We start from the raw sequence: 23,573 nt of genomic DNA, 5'->3' as shown, positions 1-23,573 counted from the left end.
AGACTGCATCCCTGGATTGAAACAACGTATTCGCACCCTGCCCGCGAATGCCCCGGCATCCCGCCGATCGAAAGCACGTCATGCGTCCGACCGACATTGCGATCTCGAACTATCGCTCTATTCGGCGGCTCTCCATACCCATCCATCCCTTGTCGGTGTTTGTCGGTGAAAATGGCGTCGGCAAATCCAATCTCTACAAATCCTTGTCGCTGTTGCGCGATGCGGCGACCGGTCAAATCACCCGCACGATCGCCGATGAAGGCGGATTGAATTCGGTCTGCTGGTCCGGCATTCGCAAAAAAGGCGAAGACGGGCGGCTGCGGCTGTCAGCCACATTCGACAGCATGAGGTATTTCATCGAGCTCGGGTTTCCCAGCCCGCTTCAGGCCGCGTTTTCCGGCGAGCCGATGATCAAGGCCGAAACGATCGAAACGACGCGCGGCAAACGCACGGTCAAGCTGATGGAGCGGATCAATTCGCTCATCAGCGTCCGCGGCGAGAGCGGCGCCTGGAACGCTCACAAGGATGCGGTGCTGCCGTCAGAGACCGCGCTCGCGGCTTTTTCCGATGGCAAGCAATGCCCGGAAATCGACTTGATCAGAAATGCGATGCTGGGCTGGCGATTCTATCATGACTTCCGCACTGATCCGGCGTCACCGATACGCAAGCCCTGTCTTGCCATCGCGACGCCCTCTCTCAGCGCCGATGGCATCGATCTGGCTGCCACCCTGGCGACCCTCTATGTCATTCGGGAAGACGCCAACGACTTGCAGGACGCAATCCAGGATGCATTTCCGGGCGCCGAACTCCGCGCATGGGAAGAAAACGGGCGGTGTGAATTCGATCTGCAATTGCCGGATATGCCGCGGCCGTTCAGGGCTCACGAACTATCCGACGGGACGCTGAAATACATCTGCCTGCTTGCGGTGTTCATGGGCTATCGGCTGCCGCCGTTCATTGCGCTGAACGAACCCGAGACCAGCCTGCATCCGTCGCTGCTGGCGCCACTGGCCCGGCTCATCGCCAAGGCATCACGCCGCGCCGACATCTGGATCGTCACCCATTCGGAACAGCTGATGGACGCACTGCGAAGCGAGAGTTCGGTCCCGCTTCGCCGTGTGATCAAGTCGAAAGGCGCCACGGCGATCGAGGGCCTGACCATTGGCGGGGAGTATCGCGAGGAGGAGCCGGACGACGACCATTAGGCCGCGTCCCTCCAGACCCTAGCATCGTCAGTGTGCACTGGATAAATTGACCACAATCTTCCCCTTACAATTCGGAGTCGCCGTGCGCTTGCTCTTGCTGGTGGTTTTCCTTGTCACGATGTCGCCGGCGCTCGGCAGGTGGGTGGGCGTGGAAGAGGAGCGGATCCCGGTCGCCAGGCTTATCGAGAACTTAGAGAAGATCGCCAAGGGCGATCCTACCCGCGTCGAGGCGTTGCTGAACCTTGGTCGTGCGCATGGCATGGCTTACGCTCAGAAGTCTGACCCGCTGACGGTACCGAAAGCCTACCATGGCATTCAGCCACCAGCTGTTCCTTTCGGTACCGTAATGACTGCCGCTGACTCCACTTTGAGTGCCGCCTCCCAGGCGCACCTAGAATCCGCGTTGAACGCGTACAAGCAGGCATTGGAACTGGACAAGGATAACCTTGTCATCCGGCTCGGCCTCGCCTGGCTGACCGAGCAGGCCGGCAGGAAAGACGAGGCGTTGAAGCAATATCGAACGATCGCAACCGACGCCTGGGAGAAGGAAAAGAGCCTGACGGTCCGTGGAATGGGCGGGCGGACTCTGACCGGCGAAGTCGTCTCTTACCTCGTCCCGCTTCTCGACGCCGAGAAGGATAAGCGCGAGATTGAGACGCTGAAGGACCACGCGGCCGCAATGGGAAAGCTGCCGTACCCAATCACTCCCATCGCAGTGCCGCTGGCCGATGGGCTCACTATCACCGACCTAGAAGCACCCGACGCGCGGGTGACGTTCGACGTGGACGGCAGCGGGTTGAGTCGCGAATGGAGCTGGATTACCCCCAAAGCTGCCTGGCTTGTTAGCGACTTGAAGCTTGATGGCAAAATTAACAGCGGCCGGCAATTGTTCGGCAACATCACGTTTTGGATGTTTTGGAACAACGGATATGCGCCGCTGGCCGCACTCGATGACGACCGCGATGGCATTTTGACCGGTAAAGAACTGGCCGGCCTCGCCCTGTGGCGCGATGCTGATGGTAATGGCGTGGCAGATCCAGGAGAGGTTCAGCCGGTTTCGGCTTACGGTATCGTCGCTATATCGTGCAACTGGCAGACGTTGAACAAGGACCCGGACAAGGTCGCCTTCAGCCCGAACGGCGTGGTTTTCCAGGACGGAAAAACGCGCCCCAGCTTCGACCTGGTCTTGAAGGCGCAGCTTGGGTCCCAAGCGACGTTTCGTGCGCCAAATGCGTCGGGGAATAGCCCCTAAGTTGCTTGAAAGACGGTGGTCCACTTGACGCGCAACGGTATGCTGAGGCGACGCGCTACGACGGGCTCGCCGTCAACTACCTTGCCTTCGTTCAGCTCGCATCAATCTGATTATGGCCACGCCTTAATGAGTCCGCGTCCTACTCCCTGCGGATCGAGCCGTCGTGCTCCTGCGATCTACTTCCGCAAAATCTTCACCAACTCCCCGTGCACGAACTCATTCCCGCACACGACATTGCCCGTCACCAGCGCATCGCCCGGCGTGTCGATGTCGGTGATCGTTCCGCCCGCTTCGCGCAGCATGATCAGGCCCGCCGCGATGTCCCAGGATTGCAGATTGCGCTCCCAATAGCCGTCGAGGCGGCCGGCGGCGACGAAAGCGAGGTCGAGGGAGGCGGCGCCGAAGCGGCGCAGGCCGGCGACGCGTTCCTGCATCGCGGTCATCTCGCGGCGGAATTCCTCGTGGTCGCCGCGGCCGATATGGGGCAGGCCACAGGCCACCACGCATTCGTTGAGCTGGCGGCGGCCGGCCACGCGCAGGCGCTGGTCGTTGAGGAAGGCGCCCTTGCCGCGCTCGGCGATGTAGAGCTCGTCATTGGCGGGGTTGTAGATCACGCCGGCGATGATCGTGCCCTCGCGCGACAGCCCGATCGAGATCGCGAATTGCGGGATGCCGTGCAGGAAGTTGGTGGTGCCGTCGAGCGGATCGACGATCCAGGTGTGGCTCTTGTCGGAGCCCTCGCGCGTGCCGCCTTCCTCGCCGATGAAGCCGTAGCCCGGCCGGGCCTTGGCGAGGTCCTGGTAGAGAATCTCCTCGGCGCGCTTGTCGGCCAGCGAGACGAAATTCGCCGGTCCCTTCAGCGAGACCTGGAGATGCTCGATCTCGCCGAGATCGCGCTTGAGGCTGCGGCCGGCGCGGCGCGCGGCCTTGACCATGACGTTGATAGTTGCGGAATACAGCATGAGCTTCCGGTCTTGATCGGGGGAAATGGCGCGAAATCGCGCCTGTTTGAGGGATGGGGTGCCCTGCGGGGGCCTCAACGTCAAGTCATTTGGCCCCGAGCCATTTCCTGGCGGCAGCCTCGGCCTTGGCCCGGTCCTCGGCCGGCAAATCGGACAATTGCTTGTCCAGCTCCGGATCGCCCTTGCCGGCGGTCTTGGCCACCAGATGCCATTTGAAGCCCTCGACCTTGTCCACGGCCGTGCCCATGCCGTTGATCAGCACCCAGGCCAGCCGGTTCTGCGCGATCGCACTGCCCTGGCGGGACGCCTTGCGTAGCAGGGCGACGGCCGCCGGCTGGTTCTTCGGCGTGCCGGTGCCGTTGAACAGCGCGATGGCGTATTCGACCTCGGCATCGACATTGTCGGTCAGCGTGGCGACCTGGAGCAGACGCACCGCCCGTTCCAAATCCTTCGGCACGCCGGTGCCTTCCTTATAGAAGGTCGCGAGCGCGTATTGCGCCTCGGGCAGGCCGGCATCAGCCGCCTGGCGCAGCAGCTCGGCGGAGCGCTTGACGTCCTGCGGCAGGGTCTGGCCGTCGAGATAGAGCAGCGCGAGGTTATAGGCCGCCTTGGGCTCGCCGAGCTTGGCGGCGGACGCCATCAGCTTGACCGCCTCGTTTTTGTCGACCGGGCCGCCGCGGCCGGACATTCTGAGCATAGCGAGCGCGAACATCGCCTCGCGGTCGCCGGCGTCGGAGGCGCGCTTGTACCATTGCAGCGCCTTGGCGTAGTCGCGCCGGATTCCCATGGCATTGGAATAGAGCTCACCCAGCATGGTCATCGCCTTGGCATCGCCGGTTTCGGCACGGGCGGTGGCGAGTTCGAAGGCGGTCTTGTACTGGCCGCGCTGATAGGCGCCGTACACCAGATCGACGTTGGGATTGTCGGTCGGAGGCGCAGGGATCACGGTCGCGGCAGGAGCCTGCTTTGGGGAGGCTGAAGGTTTGGGCGACGCCGAGGGTTTGGGTGCCGGCGCCGCTTCCTTCTTCTTGGTGATGGTGTGCGGCGTGGCCTTCGGCTTGTCCTTGGTTTTCTCGGCCGAAGGGCTTGGCGTTGCCACGGGCGGCGTGATCTGGAGCTGCGCGGCCGCGGGCACTGTGAGCAGCAGCGTGGCCAGGATGGTGATGCGCGGGAGCTTCATGACGGGCGCTAGCCGTGCTCCTGACCCGCAGGATTTTGGCCCGCAAGCGCCGTCGCATGAGCATTCTTGATCGCAGCGTCGATCTCGACCAGCGCGGCCTTGGGTCCGCGCGGATCGGCCCAGATCAAGTCGTCCACCAGCACGAAATCGGCGCCGCTGGCGGCGAATTCGCGGGCCTCCTCCAACGACAGGGCAAAGCCGACGCAGGGCGGCTCGAACAGCTCGGCCCACCAGTCCAGCCGTTCGGCGATCGCTTGCGACGACGGCCGCTGGCCCTTTGCGTCGGGCTCGCCGAACAGAACGTAATCCGCGCCGATCTCGCCCGCATCCATGGAATGGTGCCGCGTCGTCAGCCCGCCGACGCCGGCGATGCGATCGGGCTTGAGCGATGGCAGCGCCTCTTTCAGCGCGGCGATGCCGGGCAGGTGCGCACCGTCGGCGCCGCCGCGTGCGACGAGCTCAGGATGGCCGTCGACGAGCAGCGCGGCGCCCGCTTTCTGAACCGGCGGCGCTAGCGCCTTGATCCGGGAGATCATGGTGCGCTGATCGGTCTCCTTCAGGCGCAGCAGCACGGCCGCGACGTCGGCGGCGGCGAGCAGACCGGGCAGCTCCGTGAGAAGCGAAGCGGGATCGTCGACGACAGGCGTCGCGAGATAAAGGCGCGGCGCCGGGCGCGGCGGAGGAGATTTGTTCGACAAGATCTAGGCCGCTTTCTTTTCCAGGCTGCTTTGCCATTCGCCTTTGGAGGCGAGGCCATTCATACGCGCGCGGTGACTGAATGCGCTTTGTCCGGCCGCGACGTTCTCCGCCTTGCCCGACCAGGCCTTCTGCGGCGCGGCCTGCAGTGCGCGACCGTAGGAGAAGGTCAGGCCCCAGGGCAGGGGCCCGCGCTTGTGCATGGAGTTGAGATGCGCCGTTGCCTCTTCATCCGACTGGCCGCCGGAGAGGAAGGCGATGCCGGGTACAGCCGCGGGCACGCACGCCCTAAGCAGCCGTATCGTCTTCTCCGCGACCTCCTCGATGGAAGCCTGCTTCGGGCATTTTTTGCCGGAGATGGCCATGTTCGGCTTCAGCACCATGCCCTCGAGCGCGACGCGCTGCACGCGCAATTCCTGAAACGTCTTGTTGAGCACACGGCTCGTCACCTCATAGCAGCGATCGATGTCGTGATCGCCGTCCATCAACACTTCGGGCTCGACGATCGGCACGATCTGCGCGGCCTGGCACAGCGCTGCATAGCGCGCCAGCGCGTGGGCGTTGACGCTGATCGCGGTCATTGAGGGGATGCCGCTGCCGATATCGATCACCGCGCGCCATTTGGCGAAGCGCGCGCCGCGCTCGTAATATTTCTTCAAGCGCTCGGCGAGCTTGTCGAGCCCGACGGTGACGAGCTCTCCCGGGCACATCGGCAGGGGCTGCGTGCCCTCGTCGACCTTGATGCCGGGAATGGCGCCGGTCTGTTCGATCAGCTTGACCAGGGGCGTGCCGTCCTTTGCGTTCTGCCAGATCGTCTCGTCATAGAGGATGACGCCGGAGATGTACCGGCTCATGGCTTCGTTCGAGCGGAACAGCATCTCGCGATAGTCGCGGCGGTTCTCCTCGGTCGATTCCACGCCGATCGCGTCGAAACGCTTCTTGATGGTGCCGGAGGATTCGTCGGCGGCAAGGATGCCCTTGCCGGGCGCGACCAGAGCGGTCGCGATCCTGTGGAGCTCAGTCAGATTCATCGAGATGTCCTCCCAAAACGATTCTGCCCTTGCCGGTGAAAATAGACCGTTCTCGGGCAAATGCCGAGTTAACGTTCGTCGCAGGGTCAAGGCTGGGACAGCGTTGGGCCGGCCGGGCGGCTCTTCACCTCGCCCCGCTTGCGGGGAGAGGTCGGAATGCGCGCTGAAAGCGCGGATTCCGGGTGAGGGGGACTCTCCGCGAATCCGGCTGTCACCGCCTTTGCGGAAGCAGCCCCTCACCCCGCCCTCTCCCCGCGAAGGGCGGGGCGAGGGAGACGACAGAGCGTGCCGGGCTTCACGCCACCTTCGGGGCGAGTTCGCCCTTGGCGTAGCGCTTGGCCATCTCGGCCGTGGTCAGCACCTTCTTGATCTTGGAGGCTTGGCCCGCCGTATTGAATTCCTGGAGCCGCTGCTTGCACAGCTTGGTCATCGCTTCCATCGCCGGTTTCAGGTACTTGCGCGGATCGAACTCTTCCGGATTGTCCTTGAGCACTTTCCGGATCTGGCCGGTCATCGCCATGCGGTTGTCGGTGTCGATGTTGATCTTGCGCACGCCGTTCTTGATGCCGCGCTGGATCTCGGCCACCGGCACGCCCCAGGTCGGCTTCATCTTGCCGCCATAGGCGTTGATGATGTCCTGGAGGTCCTGCGGCACCGACGAGGAGCCGTGCATGACGAGATGCATGTTCGGCAGCTTGCGGTGGATCTCCTCGATCACGTTCATGGCGAGGATGTCGCCGTCGGGCTTGCGGGTAAACTTGTAAGCGCCGTGAGACGTCCCCATCGCGATCGCGAGCGCGTCGACCTGGGTCTCCTGGACGAACTTCACGGCTTCATCCGGATTGGTCAGGAGCTGGTCGTGGCTGAGCTTGCCCTCGGCGCCGTGGCCGTCTTCCTTGTCGCCCATGCCGGTCTCGAGCGAACCGAGCACGCCGAGCTCGCCCTCGACCGAGATGCCGCCGAGATGGGCCATGTCGGTCACGGTCTTGGTCACCCCGACATTGTAGCCCCAGTCAGCCGGGGTCTTGCCGTCAGCCTTGAGCGAGCCGTCCATCATGACCGAGGTGAAGCCGGCCTGGATCGCGGTCATGCAGGTATCGGGGCCGTTGCCGTGGTCGAGATGCACGCAGATCGGAATGTGCGGATAGATCTCGGTCACCGCATCCATCATGTGCTTGAGCATGACATCGTTGGCGTAGGAGCGCGCACCGCGGGAAGCCTGGATGATGACGGGCGCGTCGACCTGGTTGGCCGCGTCCATGATCGCCAGCGCCTGCTCCATGTTGTTGATGTTGAAGGCCGGGACGCCGTAATCGTTCTCCGCCGCATGGTCGAGCAATTGACGCAACGTGATCCGAGCCATCTGTGTTTTTCTCCCGTTTGGGCCTGCTAGGCCACTGCTTGAAGGCGGCTGACGACTTGCCGACCGATTACTTGATGCGCAGAACTTCGACGCCGGGCAGGGGCTTGCCTTCCATCCATTCAAGAAATGCGCCACCGGCGGTCGAGACATAGGTGAACTGACCGGCCACATGGGCCTGGTTGAGGGCCGCCACGGTGTCGCCGCCGCCCGCGATCGAGACCAGCTTCTTGGCCTTGGTGCGCTCGGCGGCATGCTTGGCGGCGGACATCGTGCCGCGGTCGAACGGCTGCATCTCGAACGCACCGAGCGGTCCGTTCCAGACCAGCGTCGCCGCATCGTCGATCGCGGCATGAACACGCGCGATCGACTGCGGACCGACGTCGAGGATCATGCCGTCGGCCGGGATCGCGTCGAGGCCATAGGCGTGCGACGGCGCGTTGGCCGCGAAATGATAGGCGACGGTGGCGTCGACCGGCAGGATGATGGCGCAGTTGGCGGCTTCCGCCTTTTCCATGATGCGCAACGCGGTCGCGGCGAGATCCTTCTCGGCCAGCGACTTGCCGATGCCGACGCCCTGGGCGTGCAGGAAGGTGTTGGCCATGCCGCCGCCGATCACGAGCGCGTCGACCTTGGTCACGAGGTTTTCGAGCAGGTCGATCTTGGTCGAGACCTTGGCGCCGCCGATGATCGCGATGACGGGCTTGGTCGGCGAGCCCAGCGCCTTCTCCAGCGCGACCAGTTCGGCCTGCATGGTGCGGCCGGCATAGGCGGGCAGCTTGTGGCCGAGGCCTTCGGTCGAGGCGTGGGCGCGGTGTGCGGCCGAGAACGCGTCGTTGACCCAGATGTCGCCGAGTTTTGCGAGCTCCGCGACAAAGGCGGGATCGTTCTTCTCTTCCTCTTTGTGGAAGCGGGTGTTTTCCAGACAGAGGATGTCGCCGTCGTTCAGCGCCGCCACCGCCTTCGCCGCGGGCTCGCCGATGCAATCGTCGGCGAAGCCTACGGGCTTCTTCACGACCTTCGACAACGCTTCAGCCACGGGCTTGAGCGAGTCCTTGGCATCGTGCCCTTTCGGCCGGCCGAAATGCGCGAGCAGGATGACCTTGCCGCCCTTGTCGGAGATTTCGGTGATGGTCGGCGCGACACGCTCGAGCCGGGTTGCGTCGCTGACGCGCCCGTTTTCCATGGGCACGTTGAGATCGACGCGCAGCAGCACGCGCTTGCCCTTCACGTCGACGTCGTCGAGAGTGCGGAATGATTTCGTCATCGGAGGCCCTTGTCCCGGGCGCACCGCGGCGCGTAGTGCCGCCGTGCAGAACCGGGACCCAAATTGCGGCGAGTCCCGCGGTTGAATGGGTCCCGGCTCTGCGACGCAGCGCTTCACGCTGCATCGCGTCCGGAACACGAGAGCGGAGTTAGATCACCTTCGCCATCGCGACGGCGGTGTCCGCCATGCGATTCGAGAAGCCCCACTCGTTGTCGTACCAGGACATCACGCGCACCAGCGTGCCGTTCTGCACCTTGGTCTGGTCCATGTGGAACGTCGAGGAGTGCGGGTCGTGGTTGAAGTCGATCGAGACGTTCGGCGCCGTGGTGTAGCCGAGGATGCCCTTGAGCTGCTGCTCGGAGGCACGCTTCATCGCCTCGTTGATTTCCTTCGGATCGGTGGCGCGCTTGGCCACGATCTTGAGGTCGACGACCGAGACGTTCGGGGTCGGCACGCGGATCGCGACGCCGTCGAGCTTGCCCTTCAGTTCCGGCAGCACGAGGCCGATGGCCTTGGCGGCGCCGGTCGAGGTCGGGATCATCGACATCGCAGCCGCGCGGCCGCGGTAGAGATCCTTGTGCATGGTGTCGAGCGTCGGCTGGTCGCCGGTATAGGCGTGGATCGTGGTCATGAAGCCGGTCTCGATGCCGACGAGGTCGTTCAGCACCTTGGCGATCGGCGCAAGACAGTTGGTGGTGCAGGAGCCGTTGGAGACGACTAGATGTTCCCGGGTCAGCGTGTCGTGGTTGACGCCGAAGACGATGGTGGCGTCGGCGCCGTCGGCGGGCGCAGAAACGAGAACGCGCTTGGCGCCGGCGGTCAGGTGCGCGGAGGCCTTGTCCTTCGAGGTGAAGATGCCGGTGCATTCCATCGCGATGTCGATGCCGAGATCCTTCCAGGGCAGCTTCGAGGGATCGCGCTCGGCGGTCACCTTGATCTTGTTGCCGCCGAGGCTGATCGTGTCGCCATCGACGGTCACGGTGCCGGGGAAGCGGCCGTGGACGCTGTCGAAGCGAAGCAGATGCGCGTTGGTCTCGACCGGGCCGAGGTCGTTGATGCCGACGACCTCGATGTCCTTGCGGCCGGACTCGGCGATGGCCCGCAGGATGTTGCGGCCGATGCGGCCAAAACCGTTGATTCCGACGCGGACTGCCATGTTTCGTCTCCTTCAATGACCGTTGTCATCCCGCACAACGCGCTAGCGCGCCTGCGAGGGTTTTTTTAGGGCGGACGCCCGGTTCGGCCGGGCGGGGCTTGATCATATGGGAGTTAGGTAGTCCTTTTTTTCGGCAATCTCAACTCTCAGGAAACGCGTTTCAGAACGGCGTTAACCGCGGCCTCGGCGGTAATGCCAAAGTGCTGGAATACCTTGTTGAGAGGGGCGCTGGCGCCGAAGGAGTGCATGCCGATAAATTCGCCATCCTGGCCGATCACGGCGTCCCAGCCCCAGCGCACGGCGGCCTCGATCGCGACCTTGATGGGGGCGTTGCCGATGGTCTCGTCGCGGCGCTCCTTTGGTTGCGCTAACAGGAGCTCAAGCGAGGGAACCGAAACCACCCGGGTCGGAATGCCGCGCTCGGCGAGCTGCTTCTGGGCGGCCACGGCCATCTCCACTTCGGAGCCCGAGGCGAACAGCGTCGCCTTTGCTTCGCCCTGGGCGGCCACCAGTTCGTAGGCACCAAACCGGCAGGGGCTTTCGTTCGGTGCGGTGGTGCGCAGCTGCGGCAGGTTCTGACGGGTCAGCGCCAGCACCGTCGGGCCGTCGATGCGGTTGAGCGCGAGCTCCCAGCACTCGGCAACCTCGATGGAATCGCACGGGCGGAACACGCGCATATTGGGAATGGCGCGAAGTGCCGAGAGATGCTCGACCGGCTGGTGGGTCGGGCCGTCCTCCCCGAGGCCGATAGAATCATGGGTCATCACATAAACGACCCCGGTCCCCATCAACGCGGCGAGCCGCATTGCCGGCCGCGCATAATCGGTGAACACCAGGAAGGTCGCGCCGTTCGGCGCAAAACCACCGTGCAGGAAGATGCCGTTCATCGCCGCGCACATGCCGTGCTCGCGGATGCCGTAATGGATGAAGCGGCCCTTCGGCGTCTTGGCCGAGAACGCGGTTGCCGACTTCGCCTTGTTGTTGTTGGAGCCGGTGAGGTCGGCCGAGCCCGCCAGAAATTCCATCGGCATCGCGCCAGCAATCACTTCGATCACGGCTTCGGAGGATTTGCGGGTCGCCGCATTCATCGGCTTTTCCAAGAGCTCCTTCTTGTAGCCTTTGAACGCCTTCGCCAGCGCCGCTGGGCGCTCGTGGCGCAGCCGTCGCTCGAACTCGGCGCGCTTGCGGCTGCCGAGTTCACCGAGCCTTGCTTCCCATTCCTGTCGTGCCGCCGCGCCACGGCTGCCGGCCGCGCGCCAGGCCTTCAGCACGTCGTCGGGCACCGAGAACGGCTCCAGCGAAATGCCGAGATTTTCCTTGGCGGCCTTGAGTTCGTCGGCACCGAGCGCTTCGCCGTGCACCTTGTTGGTGCCGGCCTTGTGCGGCGCGCCGAAGCCGATGGTGGTGCGGCAGGCGATCAGCGTCGGCTTGTTTGATTTCTGAGCGCGCGTGATCGCGGCTGATATCGCAGCCTGGTCATGACCGTCGATCTTCTCGGCCGCCCAGCCGCACGCCTTGAACCGCTTCACCTGGTCCACGGAATCGGAAAGCGAGGTCGGACCGTCGATCGAGATGCCGTTGTCGTCGTAGAGCACGATCAGCTTGTTGAGCTTCCAGTGCCCGGCCAACGCGATCGCTTCCTGCGACACGCCTTCCATCAAATCGCCGTCGGAAGCGATCACATAGGTATGGTGATCGACGATCTTTTTGCCGAACTCGGCGGCGAGCATCTTCTCGGCGAGCGCCATGCCGACAGCGGTGGAAATGCCCTGGCCGAGCGGACCGGTGGTGGTCTCGATGCCCTTGGTGTGGCCGTGCTCGGGATGTCCGGGTGTCAGCGAGCCCAGCTGGCGGAAATTCTTGAGCTGGTCGATCGTCATCTCGGGGCTGCCGATCAGATACAGCAGCGAATAGATCAGCATCGAGCCGTGCCCGGCCGAAAGCACGAAGCGGTCCCGGTCCGGCCAGTCCAGCGCGGCGACGTCGAATTTCAGGAATTGCGTGAACAGCACGGTCGCCATGTCGGCGGCGCCCATCGGCAGGCCCGGATGACCCGATTTCGCCTTCTCGACGCCGTCCATGGCGAGGCCGCGGATCGCATTGGCCATACGGTTGTGGTCGACCTGCGTCATGTCTGAAAATCCGTCTGAAATGAGGCGCTTGTGGCTGGATTTGGCCGCGCCGGAAGGAGCCTTTCGGCCGCTGGGGTCGCGGCTGGGATAGCATCTCGGTTCCGACAGGCCAAGGCAATCAAACGCCGGTTTGGCCGCAAAAGTTGCTTAGCAGTGCATAGTTTCGTGGCGGCGTTGCGCTCCGCTAGCTTGCCACGTAAATTTCTGCTTCTAACCGCTTGCCGAACCGAGTCTTTTGCCGGACGGCAAGCCCCCAGGGGATAGGCCACAGGTTCCGCCGCTGACTGCATGAACGATCGCGTATCCAACAGCTCTGCCATGACCGAGTCCTCGGCCGTCGAGATCGAGATCGCGACCCGCAGGCTCATGGCGGCGCTCGACTCGCTCGAAAGCGCGGTGGAGCGGCGGCGCGACGCCGATCGCGACGAGAACGAGCTCGCGGCGCGGATCCAGGCGCTGGGCGCGGACCGCTCGCGGCTTGCCGACGAGCTCGACGGCGCGCTGGTGAAGGCGCGCAAGCTCGAGCGCTCCAGTCGCGAGATCTCCGATCGGCTGGATTCCGCGATCGTCACGATACGTTCGGTGCTCGATACCGGAGAGGACGGATGAGCCACATCAACGTCACCATCAACGGCCGGCAATACCGCATGGCCTGCGAGGAGGGCCAGGAGGTGCGGCTGCTCAAGCTCGCCGAAAGCCTGGAGACGCGGATTCAGTCGCTGCGCGGAAAGTTCGGCGAGATCGGTGATGCCAGGCTCACCGTGATGGCGGCGCTGACCGTCTGCGACGAATTGGTCGACGCCGGCAACCGCATCCGGACCATGGAGCAGGAGCTGACCGAGTTGCGGGATTTCCGCAACGCCGCCGTCGAGCGCGCCCGGTTGACCCAGACCGCGGTCGTGAACGCCCTGAACTCCGCGGCCGAGCGCATCGAGAAATCGACCCAGGTCCTGAACCGCACCGTCGGCAACGGGATCGCCATCGGCTGACCCTTCACCGGGCTGGCGATTCGTCAGCATCGTTGTTACATTGCCCAAGCGGGGCTGCGACGCGCGTCAGGAGCCATTATCCCCGGGGCCTTATCGATCCTTTAGGGAACTGTCCCTGGCCGGGCCCGTGGGCTCGGACATATGGTGCCCACCTACTTTCGTAGGGAACTCCGGGATCGAGTGCTTCAACGGCGTTCGCGGCTTCGCACTTTTGTTTGCTTGGTTTGTGCCTGTTGAAACGACTGCGGCCAATTCAACAGGTGTCATGCCCCGGCTTGACCGGGGCATCCAGTACGCCGCGGCGTCGAAATTTGATTGCTGGCGTCTCTGGAATACTGGATCGCCCGCCCCAGTGCGCAAGGGCGCACAAGGCGGGCGATGACAGCGGAGCAAGACTTCGCCTTCGGAGCAAACGCGCATGACCAACACCAAAGCCGAACTCCGTGCCAAAGCCCTCGCGGCGCGCGATGCGCTGAGCGAAAAGAAACGCACCGCCGCCGCCGCCAATCTCGCCAAGCGCGGGCTGCCGTTCCAGCTCCTGCCTGGCAGCATCGTATCAGGCTATTCGCCGATCCGCAGCGAGATCGATCCGATGCCGCTACTGAAGACGCTCGCAGAGCAGGGTGCCAGGCTCGCGCTGCCTTGCGTCACCGCGCGCGGCCAGTCGCTGATCTTCCGCATCTTCAATCCGAACGATCGCCTGATGCTCGGCCCGCTCGGCATTCCCGAGCCGTCGCCTGGGGCCGCTGAAGTCATTCCCGACATCATGCTGACGCCGCTCGCTGCCTTCGATCGTCTCGGCCATCGCATCGGTTATGGCGCGGGGCACTACGACCACACCTTCGCGCATCTGCGAAAAGCCAAGACCATCGTCGGCATCGGGCTCGCTTTTGCAGCGCAGGAGATCAAGGCGGTTCCGGCACTATCCCACGACGTCGCGCTGGATTATGTGCTAACGGAATCCGACGTATTCGATTTCCGGAGTTCTGAAGTTGCGCATTCTCTTCGTGGGTGATGTCGTCGGCCGTGCCGGGCGCAATGCCATCGCCGAATATCTGCCCGGCATGGTCAAGGACTGGTCGCTCGATTTCGTCGTCGTCAACGGCGAGAATTCCGCCGGCGGCTTCGGCATCACGGAAGCGATCTATCAGGAGTTTCTCGATGCCGGCGCCGACGCGGTGACGCTCGGCAATCACTCATGGGACCAGCGCGAAGCACTCGTATTCATCGAGCGCGCCGAGCGTTTGGTGCGGCCGGCGAACTATCCGCGCGGCACGCCCGGCCGCGGCGCCGCATTGGTCGAGACCAAGAACGGCAAGCATGCGCTCGTCGTCAACGCTTTGGGCCGCGTCTTCATGACCCCGTTCGACGATCCCTTCGCAGCGCTGGAGCGCGAGCTCGGCGCCTGTCCGCTCGGCATCGCTGCGGACGCCATCGTCGTCGACTTCCATTGCGAGGCGAGCAGCGAGAAGCAGGGCATCGGCTTCTTCTGCGACGGCCGCGCCAGCCTCGTCGTCGGCACCCACACCCATGTGCCGACCGCCGACCACCAGATCCTGTCAGGCGGCACCGCCTACATGACCGATGCCGGCATGACCGGCGACTACGATTCCATCATCGGCATGCAGAAGGAAGAGCCGCTGCGGAGGTTCACCTCCGGAATCCCGTCAGGCCGCTTCGAGCCGGCGGCGGGCGCGGCGACGCTCAGCGGCGTCGCCGTGGAGACCGATGACGCGACAGGGCTCGCACTGCGGATTGCACCGGTGCGCGCGGGCGGCCGGCTGGAGCCGGCGACGCCGAAATTCTGGTTGAGCTGAGTTCTCGCGTAGCTCACCACACGCTCAGTGTCGTCCTGGCGAAAGCCAGGACCCATTACCACCGGCCGTGGTAATGGGCAGGCTCGCGGTCGAAAGTGTCGTATCAAACAGGCAGTTGGGGTAATGGGTCCTGGCTTTCGCCAGGACGACAATGGGGCCTACTCCGCCGTCTGCTCCCTCAACCCCGCCACATCCTTCGCGGTCAGCTTGGACCCGTTCGTCCCGAACCGCGCCGTGACATAGTTCGCCACCGCCGCGATCTCGTCGTCGCTATACGCCTCACCGAACGCCGGCATCGACAGCGCGCCGTCGGGCGTGTGGCGCTTGGTGCCGGACAGCACAATCTGCGCCACGTTGGTGGCGGCGGGGTCGTTGACGGCCCAGGTGCCGGTCAGCGTCGCCATCGGCGAGACCGGGCTCTCGCCGCTCCAGCCGTGACAGCTGGCGCAGGCGCTGGCGAACATTTTCTTGCCGCGCGCGTCCGCCGTAACGCCGTCCTTGTGCGAGGCGGGCGCAATGGGTGCGATGGTTGCGGGCAGGTCGGGCGAGGGCTGCGGCGGCACGCTGCGCAAATAAGCGACGATGCTGCTTATGTCCTCAGGCGCGAACTGGCTGAAACTGTGGTCGACCGCTTCACCCATCGGACCCGACGCCGAGCCGTGGCCCGGCGCATGGCCGAGCGACAGATAGGAGATCAGGTCCTCGTCGCGCCAGCTGCCGAGACCAGTGGCCTTGTCGGAGGAGATGTTGAAGGCGCGCCAGCCGGCCGTGATCGCGCCTGCAAATTTCTTGCGGTTGTCCAGCGCAAAGCCGAGATTGCGCGGCGTATGGCATTCGCCGCAATGTGCCAGCGCCTCCACGAGATACGCGCCGCGATTCCACTCCGGGCTCTTCGACGTATCAGGCGCAAAGCGCGTGTCGGGATTGAACACGGCCGACCAAAAGATCATCGCCCAGCGCTGATTGAACGGGAACGACAGCGTGTTCTCCGGCGGCTTCGCGCGCACCGCCGGCAGGCTGAACAGATAGGCCTTCACCGCCAGCACGTCCTCGTCCGTCATATAGGTGTAGGACGTGTAGGGCATCGCTGGATAGAGCCGGGCGCCGTCATGGCGCTTGCCGCGCTGGACGGCGTTGAGAAAATCCTGGTCGCTGTAATTGCCGATGCCGGTGTCCTTGTCCGGCGTGATGTTGGTGGAATAGAGCGTGCCGAACGGCAGCTTGAAGCCGAGCCCGCCGGAATAGTCCTTCTCGCCGGGCTTGGTGTGGCAGACCATGCAGTCGGCCGCCTTCGCGAGGTATTCGCCGCGTTCGACCAGGCTCGCCTTCTCCAGCTTTGCCGGCACGCCGGCCGGCTTGCCGGCACGGTAATCCGCCAGCGCCACCTTGGGGCCGCCGGCGAAGTCGAGCGGGCCGGGCCCGCGGATGATCCAGACGCCTGATACCACCGCGACGATGGCGATCACGACGATGCCAGTGAGGATACGCATCTTGCCGCTCATGCCTTTTTCCCCGCAGCCAGCAGTTTCCGATCGATCGGCAGGCGCCGCAGCGCGACGCCGGTTGCCGCGTAAATGGCGTTGCGCAGCGCCGGCGGTCCGGCATTGACGCCGGCCTCACCGATGCCGCCGGGCGCCTCGCCGCTCTTGACCACGACGACCTCGATCTTCGGCATCTCGTTGATGCGCATCATGCGATAGTCGTGGAAATTCGACTGCTGCACGCGGCCCTTCTCGATGGTGATCTCGCCGTAGAGCGCGGCGGTGAGGCCGAACACCAGGCCGCCCTCGATCTGCGCTTTCACCGTGTCAGGATTGACCGCGATGCCGGTGTCCACCACCGAGACGATGCGGCGGAGCACGATCTCGCCGATATCGTCGATCTCCGCTTCGACCACGGTGGCGAGGAAGCTCGCAAACGACGGCTGCACGCAGACGCCGCGACCGACGCGCGGGGGCAGCGGTTGGCCCCAGCCGGATTTCTCGGCGGCGAGATTGAGCACCGCGAGCATGCGCGGATTCTTCGTCAGCATCGAGCGGCGGAATTCGACCGGATCCTTGCCGGCCTTGCGCGCCAGCTCGTCCATCGCGCATTCGACCGCGAACACGTTGTTGTTCGGACCGACGCCGCGCCAGAAGCCGGTGGGCACCGCCGGCGGTTCGGCGCGGACATATTCGACATGGAAGTTGGCGAAGTCGTAGGGCGCATCCACGGCGGCATCGACCGCGTCGATGTCGATACCCTTCTGGAACGCCGGCGGCAGCCAGCGCGCCAGCACGGCTGAGCCGGCGACCTTGTACTTCCACGCTGCGACCTTGCCGTCGACCAGCGATGCCGTGACCTGGTCGCGATAGACCGGGCGGTAGACGTCGTGCTGGATGTCCTCCTCACGGGTCCATATCACCTTCACGGGATAGTCGACCTGTTTTGCGATCTTCACGGCGGCCACCACCATGTCCGGCTCGAGCTTGCGGCCGAAGCCGCCACCGAGCAGATGCTGGTTGACGATCACCTTGTCGACCGGGAGGCCCGCGGCCTTCGCCGCCTCCGACTGCACGCGCGTCATGATCTGCGTGCCGGTCCAGATCTCGCAGGCTTCAGGCCTGACGTGAACGGTGGCGTTGATCGGCTCCATCGAGGCATGCGCAAGGAACGGCAGTTCGAAGCTCGCCTCGAACCTGTCGCCGCTTGCGAGCCCCTTGGCGATGTCGCCGACCGATTTCGCGACCACGCCGTCCTTCTCGCTGGCGGCGCGCAGATGCTGCCAGATATCCTTTGTGCTGAGCTTCGCGTTCGGTCCCTCGTTCCACTCGATCTTGAGCGCATCGAGGCCTTTCTTCGCGGCCCACATGTGATCGCCGATCACGGCGACCGTGTCCTCGAGCACCACGACCTTGCGCACCCCCGGGATTTTCACCGCCGCGCTGTCGTCGACCTTGCCGACCTTGCCGCCAAAGACCGGGCAATTGGCGATCGCGGCGATCTTCATGCCGGGCAGGATCGCGTCGATGCCGTACACGGCCTTGCCGTTGACCTTGTCCGGCGTGTCGAGCCGCTTCAAGGGCTGGCCGATGATCACGAAATCCTTGGGATCCCTAAGCGGCACGTCTTTCGGCGGCGACTGGCCCTGTGCAGCCAGTGCCAGTTCGCCATAGCCGAGCTTGCGGCCACTTGCGGCATGCACGACCTCGCCTTTCGACGTCGTGCAGCTTGCGGGCTCGACCTGCCATTGCGCCGCTGCGGCCTGCACCAGCATCGCTCGCGCGCTCGCGCCGGCAGTGCGCAGCGGCTTCCACCAGGCACGGATCGAGGTTGAACCACCGGTCGCCTGCAGGCCGAACGCCGGATTGGCGTAGAGCTGGTCGTTGGGCGGCGCGTGCAGCACCGCGACCTTTGCCCAATCGGCATCGAGCTCTTCGGCCAGGATCATCGAAATCGAGGTATAGACCCCCTGGCCCATCTCGACCTGCGGCATCAGGAGCACGGTGCGGCCGGTCTCCTCGATTCGGATAAAGGCGTTCGGCGCGAACTTGCCGTCAGTGGTGTCGCGCGGCTGCTCCGGCTCGTTGACGGCGGCGCGCAGCGGCAGGTGGAAGGCGAGCAGGAAGCCGGTGGCGAGACCGCCGGTCAGAAGCGCACGGCGGGAAACGGCAGGAAGAGTCTTGTCGGTGATCATGGCGGACCTCACGACTGACGGCCGGAGGCGGCCAGCTTGATGGCCTCGCGGATGCGCACATAAGTGCCGCAGCGGCAGATGTTGCCGGCCATCGCGGCGTCGATGTCGGAATCGTCCGGGCTGGGCGTTGCCGCCAGCAGTGCCGCGGCCGCCATAATCTGACCGGACTGGCAATAGCCGCACTGGATCACTTCGGCATCGAGCCAGGCCTTCTGCACCTTTGCGCCGGCCGGTGTGCTGCCGACATGCTCGATCGTGGTGATGGCGCGGTTCGCGACCGCGCTGATCGGCAAGACGCAGGAGCGTACTGCCTTGCCATCGACGTGCACCGTGCAGGCGCCGCACTGAGCGATGCCGCAGCCGAACTTGGTGCCCGTCATCCCAAGGACGTCACGCAGGACCCACAGCAGCGGCATGTCAGGTGGCGCGTCGAACGATTTCGTTTCGCCATTGATGGTGAGAACAGTTGCCATATGCATCCCCTTGCTCGCGCGATCGCTTACGGCGATCTAGTCAGCGAATTTGCGCGCACAATAATCATATCGATGCGAAACGATGAAGCGTCGACATTTCCGGCAATGCATATTTGCGCAGCGAGCGGGTCAGGCCATGACGTTCACGAATTTGTGCGGCGGTCGCTGCAGTGATTTTGGGCCAATTGATATGATAATCGTCATGTTTTGACGCTTTTGCTTCACATGCGCCGTTGATCGCCGCAGATGATCGTGCGAATGCGCAAAATCATGCGATGACGAAAGTCGTGCGATTGTGGAAGTCAGACGGCGACGCGGACTTCTGACGCGATCAATTGCAGCAACTCATTGTTGTGCCTCTCCCCTTGTGGGCTTGTTGCGCTATTGGCTTTTGAGGCTGAAGACGTCGAGAGAGAAGGTCTGGGTCGCGACAGGCTCCGGCCAAGACTGTGATTGTCGCCCTCGGCGGGCGGCTCAGGCCGCGATCGCGGCCCATTTCCTCATGTTGAATGCGATGGAGGCGAGCAGGATTTGTCCGCTTGCCTTCATGAGACCGACGTAACGGATGTAGGTCAGCCGCATCCGGCGTTTGAGGTAGCGAAGGTGGTCTCCACCGTCGCCCGTCGTCGAGAGATGAGTAGGTTGTAGCGTTTGAGCCTCGGTGGCAACTCTGGGTGATGGCGGTTGGGACGCCGGGCGATGCGGGGCTTTTTGCCTTCCGCCTTCAGCCGGGCTCGTCTGGCATGGGTATCGTAAGCCGCATCGGCCCACACCACGGCTTCATCGCCACGGATCAACTCATCAGCCGGCGTGGTGTCGTTGACATTGGCGGGCGTCGTCAGCACCGCGCGGATCAAGCCGGATCCTTCATCAACACCCACATGGGCCTTGTAACCGAAGGTCGAACCGCTCTTGCCCTGCCGCTTGGCAAAACGGGCGTCGGGATCGTTTGAAGGACGATCCTCCTTGGGAGGAGCCGACACCGCCTGGATCAAGGTTGCGTCCAGCATCGTGCCGCGCTTGAGGATGACGCCGGCATTCTCAAGCTGACGATCCAGTTCGCCAAACAGCTTCTCCAACAGACCTTCTTCAACCAGCTGGTTCCGAAAACGGTTCAGAACCGTGTGGTCGGGTGTCGCATCTTCGAGGCTTAGACCGACGAAGCGCTTGAACGACAACCGGTCGCCCAGCGCCTCTTCGAGCTCGCGTTCCGACAGACCGTAGAGCGACTGCAATAGCAGGGCGCGAAACAACACCAGCACCGGATAGCCTGGACGACCGGGGCTCCCTTCATCCCGCAAATGGCCGATCAGCTTCTCGAACCGGTACCACTTGACTAACCCCGACAGCCGATCCAGCGCTGCATTGGCACCTGCTCCCTTCGGGAGCCAAGCCTCAATAAAACTCGGCTGCCCCGTCTGCTTCACCGCCATCGTCATCCTCCAAGGCTTTGCCTTAGAGAATCACAATTGACGGATTACGCAACAAGCCCCTTGTGAGAGAGGACAGCGACGCCGGTAGACGCAGGCTCACTCGGGTGAGGGGTCTCTGTCCGCGTATGGGCGCCGTTGTGGATCAACCGACAAAGGGGAGCCTGATCGTGAACGAGGCACCGCCGTGCTCCCGATTACTCGCTGATATGAATCCGTTGTGCGCTTCGATAATGGTGCGCGCAATGGACAGGCCCATGCCCATGCCTTCCGCTTTGCTGGTGTAAAACGGCTCGAAAACCTGTTTCAATTTGTCTTCTGGAATGCCGGGTCCGCGATCTGATACGGATAGCTCGGCAAACTGATCGGCGCGCGCAGTCCGGATGCTGATAGTGCGGCTTTCGTGAGACGTGTCCTTCATAGCCTCGACCCCGTTCAGCACAAGGTTCAAAATGACTTGTTGAAGCTGAATGCGGTCGCCGAGGATCGGTAGCGCATCGGACGTGATCACGTTGACCATTTCGAATTTTCGGCTGACGGTTAGCGCCGAAAGAAATCTGACCGTCTCTTGCACTACCTCGTTGAGGTCCAGTTGCTTCAATTCGAACGGCGCCTTCTTTAGGAGGCTGCGCATCCTGCGAATGACCTCGGTGGCGCGCCGGTCATCCTGTAAAATATCGTTCACAATTTCCCTGAGTTCAACAACATCGGAAAGTGCAGCGATATCGGGACGCTGCGATTGCAGGATCGCGGCTGCGGTTTCAGCGTTCGTCAGAATAGACCCCAGCGGCTGGTTGATCTCGTGAGCAATCGAGGCGGTCAGTTCACCAGCGGTCGCGAAGCGATTAACGTGAGCCAGTTCAGTCATGCGCTGTCGCGACTGTACTTCGGCGAATTGCCGACGACGATGTTCAAATAACAAAAGCGCGATCAGTCCCGCTTGCGCGAGGACAAGCGCGATAGTGAATGTGATTTGCCACCAATATCGCTCCCACAACGTGGGCTCCCGGAAGTAGACGGCGCTACCGGGCGGCAGATTGCGCTCGGCAATTCCCCACCGCTGCATTTGTCGCCAGTCGAATATGGGAGATGCAACGTCAACGAATGATGGCTTGATGTCGGCGATCTTTTCGCCATTGAGGATGCGAAGCGCGACCGTGGCGGCTTTGGTGCTTTGCTCAATCACGGAATGCATGGGGCCACCGACGATGCCGTCTCCAAAAAAAGATTGGTCGTGAGTAAAGATCGGCGCGTTGGCCACCTTGGAAAGTTGGAGTAACGCGCCGGGCCCCTCATACGCCACGCCCGCGGCGTCAACATTCAGCAAGAGCCAGAAGATCGCACTATGTGGCGGGAGGGTCGCTGCGTCCTTCTGAATTTCTTCAAATGAAAGTTCATTGTAGTATCGAATTTGTACTCGCCCGGCCAGCGGCGCGGTTCGTCGGCGCGTCTCTTCCAGCCAATACGTTTCGCTTGGAGATGCTCCAATTACGACTGCAATCGTGGTTGTTAGAGGCAAAACACTCAGAATATTTTCGAAGAACTCGATGGTGTTGTTGGTCGACCCTACCACGGTGTCATTTTCGCCCAATTTATCGAAGGCCACGCGCCGCCGCTCCACAGCCGTCAAGACCATCGGCGTATTTGGGAAAAGCTCTTTTCGGTGTCGCTGGACAAAATTGGCGGCTGGGGCGCCAATGGACATGATTAGATCGGGCGGGTGCTGGGCATTAAGGGCGTGAAGATATTCGACGAACGGACCATCTGATTTGTCGTTACTCAGGCGAGCAACCACAAGCGAGTGGTCCTGAAACTCCACGTTGCTGCGCCGACTTATTTCGGATCGAATGGCCTCTGCATAAACGGTCCAGGGCTTGAACCGAAGGCCGAACGAATGCAGCATCAGAACACGTTTGGGCGCTGGATCAGCTGCATAACTTTGGCCTGTCGTCGCGATCAAAAATGCGACGGTCAACGCAGCGGTGAAGCTCCGCACGCGACAGGTTCGCCATGAGTGAGGCAGCCAGAAAAGCATCGCACTCCGAGCCCCGATCCAAGTGGAGTACCGTATCCGCTCGATCAGATTATCAACAACCGGAGACAAGGGAAACTACGGGGCAATTCTGACACGAACAGTCCGCAAGATTTCATAGCGGGGCGTCGCGCGGTCCCCGCGATACGCCACGTCGCCCAGAGTACCTGCAGACCGATGGCGCAGGGTCGCCATCGTCGGACGGTCACCGCCAGCGCTTGCTTGCGCGCACAGAGGGCCAAGTTGCGCTATCGCCGCGTCGCCACGGATTAATAGGCGCAAATATAGTTCCCGTAAGCATCGTAGCAACTGCGGCGGTACGCAGCAGTGCCAAGGGCAGCCGCGCCGACCGCTGCCGCTCCTACACCGTAGCCTCGATAGCCGTAGCCTCGATAGCCGTAGCCGCGATAGCCGCCACGATAGCCGTAGCCACGGTAGCCTGCGCCGCGCACTGCAACAGCGCCGCCGCCCCGCGGTCCTCGAACTGCGACCGCACCGCCGCGGTAACCGCCGCCGCCCCGATAGGCACCTCCGCCGCGCCGAGCCTCGGCGTCATCGGGGATCAAGCAGACGATGAGCAAAACGAAAGCGGCAAGAGGAGCGAGAATATAGCGGAGCATGATGGAACCCTTCCATGAATTCATTGAGCCCCGCTCGCGAGATTGCGGCTCACTGTGCCCGTGGGCTTGATGTAGATCAATCGAACCCGCGCACTGCCACGCCTACGCTATGTTCAGCCGCACCTGAGGCGGCTTCCGTCACCTTTCGGTGACGCAAGTGCGAAGAGGGAGGTCCGCCATGCATCCGAGGAAGCTTCTTTCGATCAAGTCAGCGACGGTGTCAAACGCCATCCGGAACTGCCCCCTTTGCGTCATGAAGAACTGCCCCCACCATCGGGATTATGATTTCGGTTGA

19 protein-coding genes, 1 other RNA gene and 1 pseudogene are annotated in these 23,573 nt (G+C 63.3%); 7 read left to right on the top strand and 14 right to left on the bottom strand.

Features of this window, described 5'->3' with window-relative positions:
* Positions 1 to 80 precede the first annotated feature (80 nt).
* Together AC0L3K_RS36245 and AC0L3K_RS36240 are read left to right on the top strand one after the other, a co-directional pair.
* Positions 81 to 1,205 (top strand): AAA family ATPase, encoded by a 1,125-nt coding sequence (locus AC0L3K_RS36245; RefSeq protein ID WP_473367848.1) that lies wholly within the window; start codon positions 81 to 83, stop codon positions 1,203 to 1,205.
* Between the two features lie 46 nt (positions 1,206 to 1,251).
* Positions 1,252 to 2,457, top strand: a complete 1,206-nt coding sequence (locus tag AC0L3K_RS36240; RefSeq protein ID WP_473367847.1) for a tetratricopeptide repeat protein — start codon at positions 1,252 to 1,254, stop codon at positions 2,455 to 2,457.
* 176 nt (positions 2,458 to 2,633) lie between these two features.
* Here the strand turns inward: AC0L3K_RS36240 and AC0L3K_RS36235 are convergent, their stop codons facing one another.
* The 8 genes from AC0L3K_RS36235 to tkt form a co-directional block, all read right to left on the bottom strand.
* The gene (locus tag AC0L3K_RS36235; RefSeq protein ID WP_473367846.1) at positions 2,634 to 3,419 is read right to left on the bottom strand and encodes an inositol monophosphatase family protein; all 786 of its coding nucleotides are present in this window, start codon (positions 3,417 to 3,419) and stop codon (positions 2,634 to 2,636) included.
* Positions 3,420 to 3,504: 85 nt separating this feature from the next.
* Positions 3,505 to 4,599, bottom strand: a complete 1,095-nt coding sequence (locus AC0L3K_RS36230) for a tetratricopeptide repeat protein (RefSeq protein WP_007599930.1) — start codon at positions 4,597 to 4,599, stop codon at positions 3,505 to 3,507.
* 8 nt (positions 4,600 to 4,607) lie between these two features.
* Positions 4,608 to 5,297, bottom strand: a complete 690-nt coding sequence (locus tag AC0L3K_RS36225; RefSeq protein WP_007599931.1) for a thiamine phosphate synthase — start codon at positions 5,295 to 5,297, stop codon at positions 4,608 to 4,610.
* Positions 5,298 to 5,300: 3 nt separating this feature from the next.
* Positions 5,301 to 6,326: a class I fructose-bisphosphate aldolase gene (locus tag AC0L3K_RS36220; RefSeq protein WP_473367845.1), complete on the bottom strand. Its 1,026-nt coding sequence runs from the start codon at positions 6,324 to 6,326 to the stop codon at positions 5,301 to 5,303.
* 295 nt (positions 6,327 to 6,621) lie between these two features.
* Positions 6,622 to 7,689, bottom strand: coding sequence for a class II fructose-bisphosphate aldolase (gene fba, locus AC0L3K_RS36215; RefSeq protein ID WP_473367844.1), 1,068 nt, complete (start codon positions 7,687 to 7,689; stop codon positions 6,622 to 6,624).
* Between the two features lie 67 nt (positions 7,690 to 7,756).
* A complete protein-coding gene (locus AC0L3K_RS36210) occupies positions 7,757 to 8,953 on the bottom strand; it encodes a phosphoglycerate kinase (protein WP_473367843.1) in 1,197 nt (398 codons plus the stop codon).
* A 148-nt stretch (positions 8,954 to 9,101) separates the two neighbouring features.
* On the bottom strand, positions 9,102 to 10,109 hold the full coding sequence (gene gap, locus AC0L3K_RS36205; protein ID WP_007599946.1) for a type I glyceraldehyde-3-phosphate dehydrogenase: 1,008 nt from the start codon (positions 10,107 to 10,109) through the stop codon (positions 9,102 to 9,104).
* 146 nt (positions 10,110 to 10,255) lie between these two features.
* A complete protein-coding gene (tkt, locus tag AC0L3K_RS36200) occupies positions 10,256 to 12,241 on the bottom strand; it encodes a transketolase (protein ID WP_473367842.1) in 1,986 nt (661 codons plus the stop codon).
* 288 nt (positions 12,242 to 12,529) lie between these two features.
* Here tkt and AC0L3K_RS36195 point away from each other — a divergent pair, with 288 nt between their 5' ends.
* The 5 genes from AC0L3K_RS36195 to AC0L3K_RS36175 all read left to right on the top strand — a co-directional run bounded on the left by AC0L3K_RS36195 (position 12,530) and on the right by AC0L3K_RS36175 (position 15,047).
* Positions 12,530 to 12,850, top strand: a complete 321-nt coding sequence (locus tag AC0L3K_RS36195) for a DUF4164 domain-containing protein (protein ID WP_026232773.1) — start codon at positions 12,530 to 12,532, stop codon at positions 12,848 to 12,850.
* Entirely contained in the window at positions 12,847 to 13,230 is a 384-nt protein-coding gene (locus tag AC0L3K_RS36190) for a cell division protein ZapA (RefSeq protein WP_007599950.1), read from the top strand. Before AC0L3K_RS36195 ends, AC0L3K_RS36190 begins: the two co-directional genes overlap by 4 nt.
* 48 nt (positions 13,231 to 13,278) lie before the next feature.
* A non-coding RNA gene (gene ssrS, locus AC0L3K_RS36185) (6S RNA) lies at positions 13,279 to 13,438 on the top strand.
* Positions 13,439 to 13,648: 210 nt separating this feature from the next.
* A complete protein-coding gene (locus AC0L3K_RS36180; protein ID WP_354159357.1) occupies positions 13,649 to 14,245 on the top strand; it encodes a 5-formyltetrahydrofolate cyclo-ligase in 597 nt (198 codons plus the stop codon).
* Entirely contained in the window at positions 14,223 to 15,047 is an 825-nt protein-coding gene (locus tag AC0L3K_RS36175) for a TIGR00282 family metallophosphoesterase (RefSeq protein WP_007599952.1), read from the top strand. Before AC0L3K_RS36180 ends, AC0L3K_RS36175 begins: the two co-directional genes overlap by 23 nt.
* A gap of 158 nt (positions 15,048 to 15,205) precedes the next feature.
* On the opposite strand, the gene AC0L3K_RS36170 is transcribed toward AC0L3K_RS36175, so the two are convergent.
* The 6 genes and pseudogenes from AC0L3K_RS36170 to AC0L3K_RS36145 form a co-directional block, all read right to left on the bottom strand.
* Positions 15,206 to 16,549, bottom strand: coding sequence for a c-type cytochrome (locus AC0L3K_RS36170; RefSeq protein ID WP_473367841.1), 1,344 nt, complete (start codon positions 16,547 to 16,549; stop codon positions 15,206 to 15,208).
* Complete coding sequence (locus AC0L3K_RS36165; protein ID WP_473367840.1) at positions 16,546 to 18,723, bottom strand: xanthine dehydrogenase family protein molybdopterin-binding subunit; 2,178 nt, start codon at positions 18,721 to 18,723, stop codon at positions 16,546 to 16,548. The genes AC0L3K_RS36170 and AC0L3K_RS36165 overlap by 4 nt, the downstream gene beginning before the upstream one ends.
* 8 nt (positions 18,724 to 18,731) lie before the next feature.
* On the bottom strand, positions 18,732 to 19,196 hold the full coding sequence (locus tag AC0L3K_RS36160; RefSeq protein ID WP_198288264.1) for a (2Fe-2S)-binding protein: 465 nt from the start codon (positions 19,194 to 19,196) through the stop codon (positions 18,732 to 18,734).
* 474 nt (positions 19,197 to 19,670) lie between these two features.
* A pseudogene (locus AC0L3K_RS36155) lies at positions 19,671 to 20,629 on the bottom strand (IS5 family transposase).
* A 142-nt stretch (positions 20,630 to 20,771) separates the two neighbouring features.
* Complete coding sequence (locus tag AC0L3K_RS36150; RefSeq protein ID WP_473367839.1) at positions 20,772 to 22,661, bottom strand: sensor histidine kinase; 1,890 nt, start codon at positions 22,659 to 22,661, stop codon at positions 20,772 to 20,774.
* Between the two features lie 266 nt (positions 22,662 to 22,927).
* Complete coding sequence (locus tag AC0L3K_RS36145) at positions 22,928 to 23,278, bottom strand: hypothetical protein (RefSeq protein ID WP_473367838.1); 351 nt, start codon at positions 23,276 to 23,278, stop codon at positions 22,928 to 22,930.
* Positions 23,279 to 23,573 lie beyond the last annotated feature (295 nt).

The sequence above is a fragment of the Bradyrhizobium sp. MI1.10 genome, from assembly GCF_055811035.1.
The sequence above is the reverse complement of the archived record's forward strand: the minus strand, read 5'-3'. Positions and strand labels throughout refer to the sequence as shown.

Excerpts from the sequence above, each read along its gene's own strand:
- AC0L3K_RS36245 (WP_473367848.1), top strand. The coding sequence starts at position 81 with ATGCGTCCGACCGACATTGCGATCTCGAACTATCGCTCTATTCGGCGG.
- AC0L3K_RS36235 (WP_473367846.1), bottom strand. The coding sequence starts at position 3,419 with ATGCTGTATTCCGCAACTATCAACGTCATGGTCAAGGCCGCGCGCCGC.
- AC0L3K_RS36230 (WP_007599930.1), bottom strand. The coding sequence starts at position 4,599 with ATGAAGCTCCCGCGCATCACCATCCTGGCCACGCTGCTGCTCACAGTG.
- AC0L3K_RS36220 (WP_473367845.1), bottom strand. The coding sequence starts at position 6,326 with ATGAATCTGACTGAGCTCCACAGGATCGCGACCGCTCTGGTCGCGCCC.
- fba (WP_473367844.1), bottom strand. The coding sequence starts at position 7,689 with ATGGCTCGGATCACGTTGCGTCAATTGCTCGACCATGCGGCGGAGAAC.
- AC0L3K_RS36210 (WP_473367843.1), bottom strand. The coding sequence starts at position 8,953 with ATGACGAAATCATTCCGCACTCTCGACGACGTCGACGTGAAGGGCAAG.
- gap (WP_007599946.1), bottom strand. The coding sequence starts at position 10,109 with ATGGCAGTCCGCGTCGGAATCAACGGTTTTGGCCGCATCGGCCGCAAC.
- tkt (WP_473367842.1), bottom strand. The coding sequence starts at position 12,241 with ATGACGCAGGTCGACCACAACCGTATGGCCAATGCGATCCGCGGCCTC.
- AC0L3K_RS36195 (WP_026232773.1), top strand. The coding sequence starts at position 12,530 with ATGAACGATCGCGTATCCAACAGCTCTGCCATGACCGAGTCCTCGGCC.
- AC0L3K_RS36190 (WP_007599950.1), top strand. The coding sequence starts at position 12,847 with ATGAGCCACATCAACGTCACCATCAACGGCCGGCAATACCGCATGGCC.
- AC0L3K_RS36180 (WP_354159357.1), top strand. The coding sequence starts at position 13,649 with ATGACCAACACCAAAGCCGAACTCCGTGCCAAAGCCCTCGCGGCGCGC.
- AC0L3K_RS36170 (WP_473367841.1), bottom strand. The coding sequence starts at position 16,549 with ATGAGCGGCAAGATGCGTATCCTCACTGGCATCGTCGTGATCGCCATC.
- AC0L3K_RS36165 (WP_473367840.1), bottom strand. The coding sequence starts at position 18,723 with ATGATCACCGACAAGACTCTTCCTGCCGTTTCCCGCCGTGCGCTTCTG.
- AC0L3K_RS36160 (WP_198288264.1), bottom strand. The coding sequence starts at position 19,196 with ATGGCAACTGTTCTCACCATCAATGGCGAAACGAAATCGTTCGACGCG.
- AC0L3K_RS36150 (WP_473367839.1), bottom strand. The coding sequence starts at position 22,661 with ATGCTTTTCTGGCTGCCTCACTCATGGCGAACCTGTCGCGTGCGGAGC.
- AC0L3K_RS36145 (WP_473367838.1), bottom strand. The coding sequence starts at position 23,278 with ATGCTCCGCTATATTCTCGCTCCTCTTGCCGCTTTCGTTTTGCTCATC.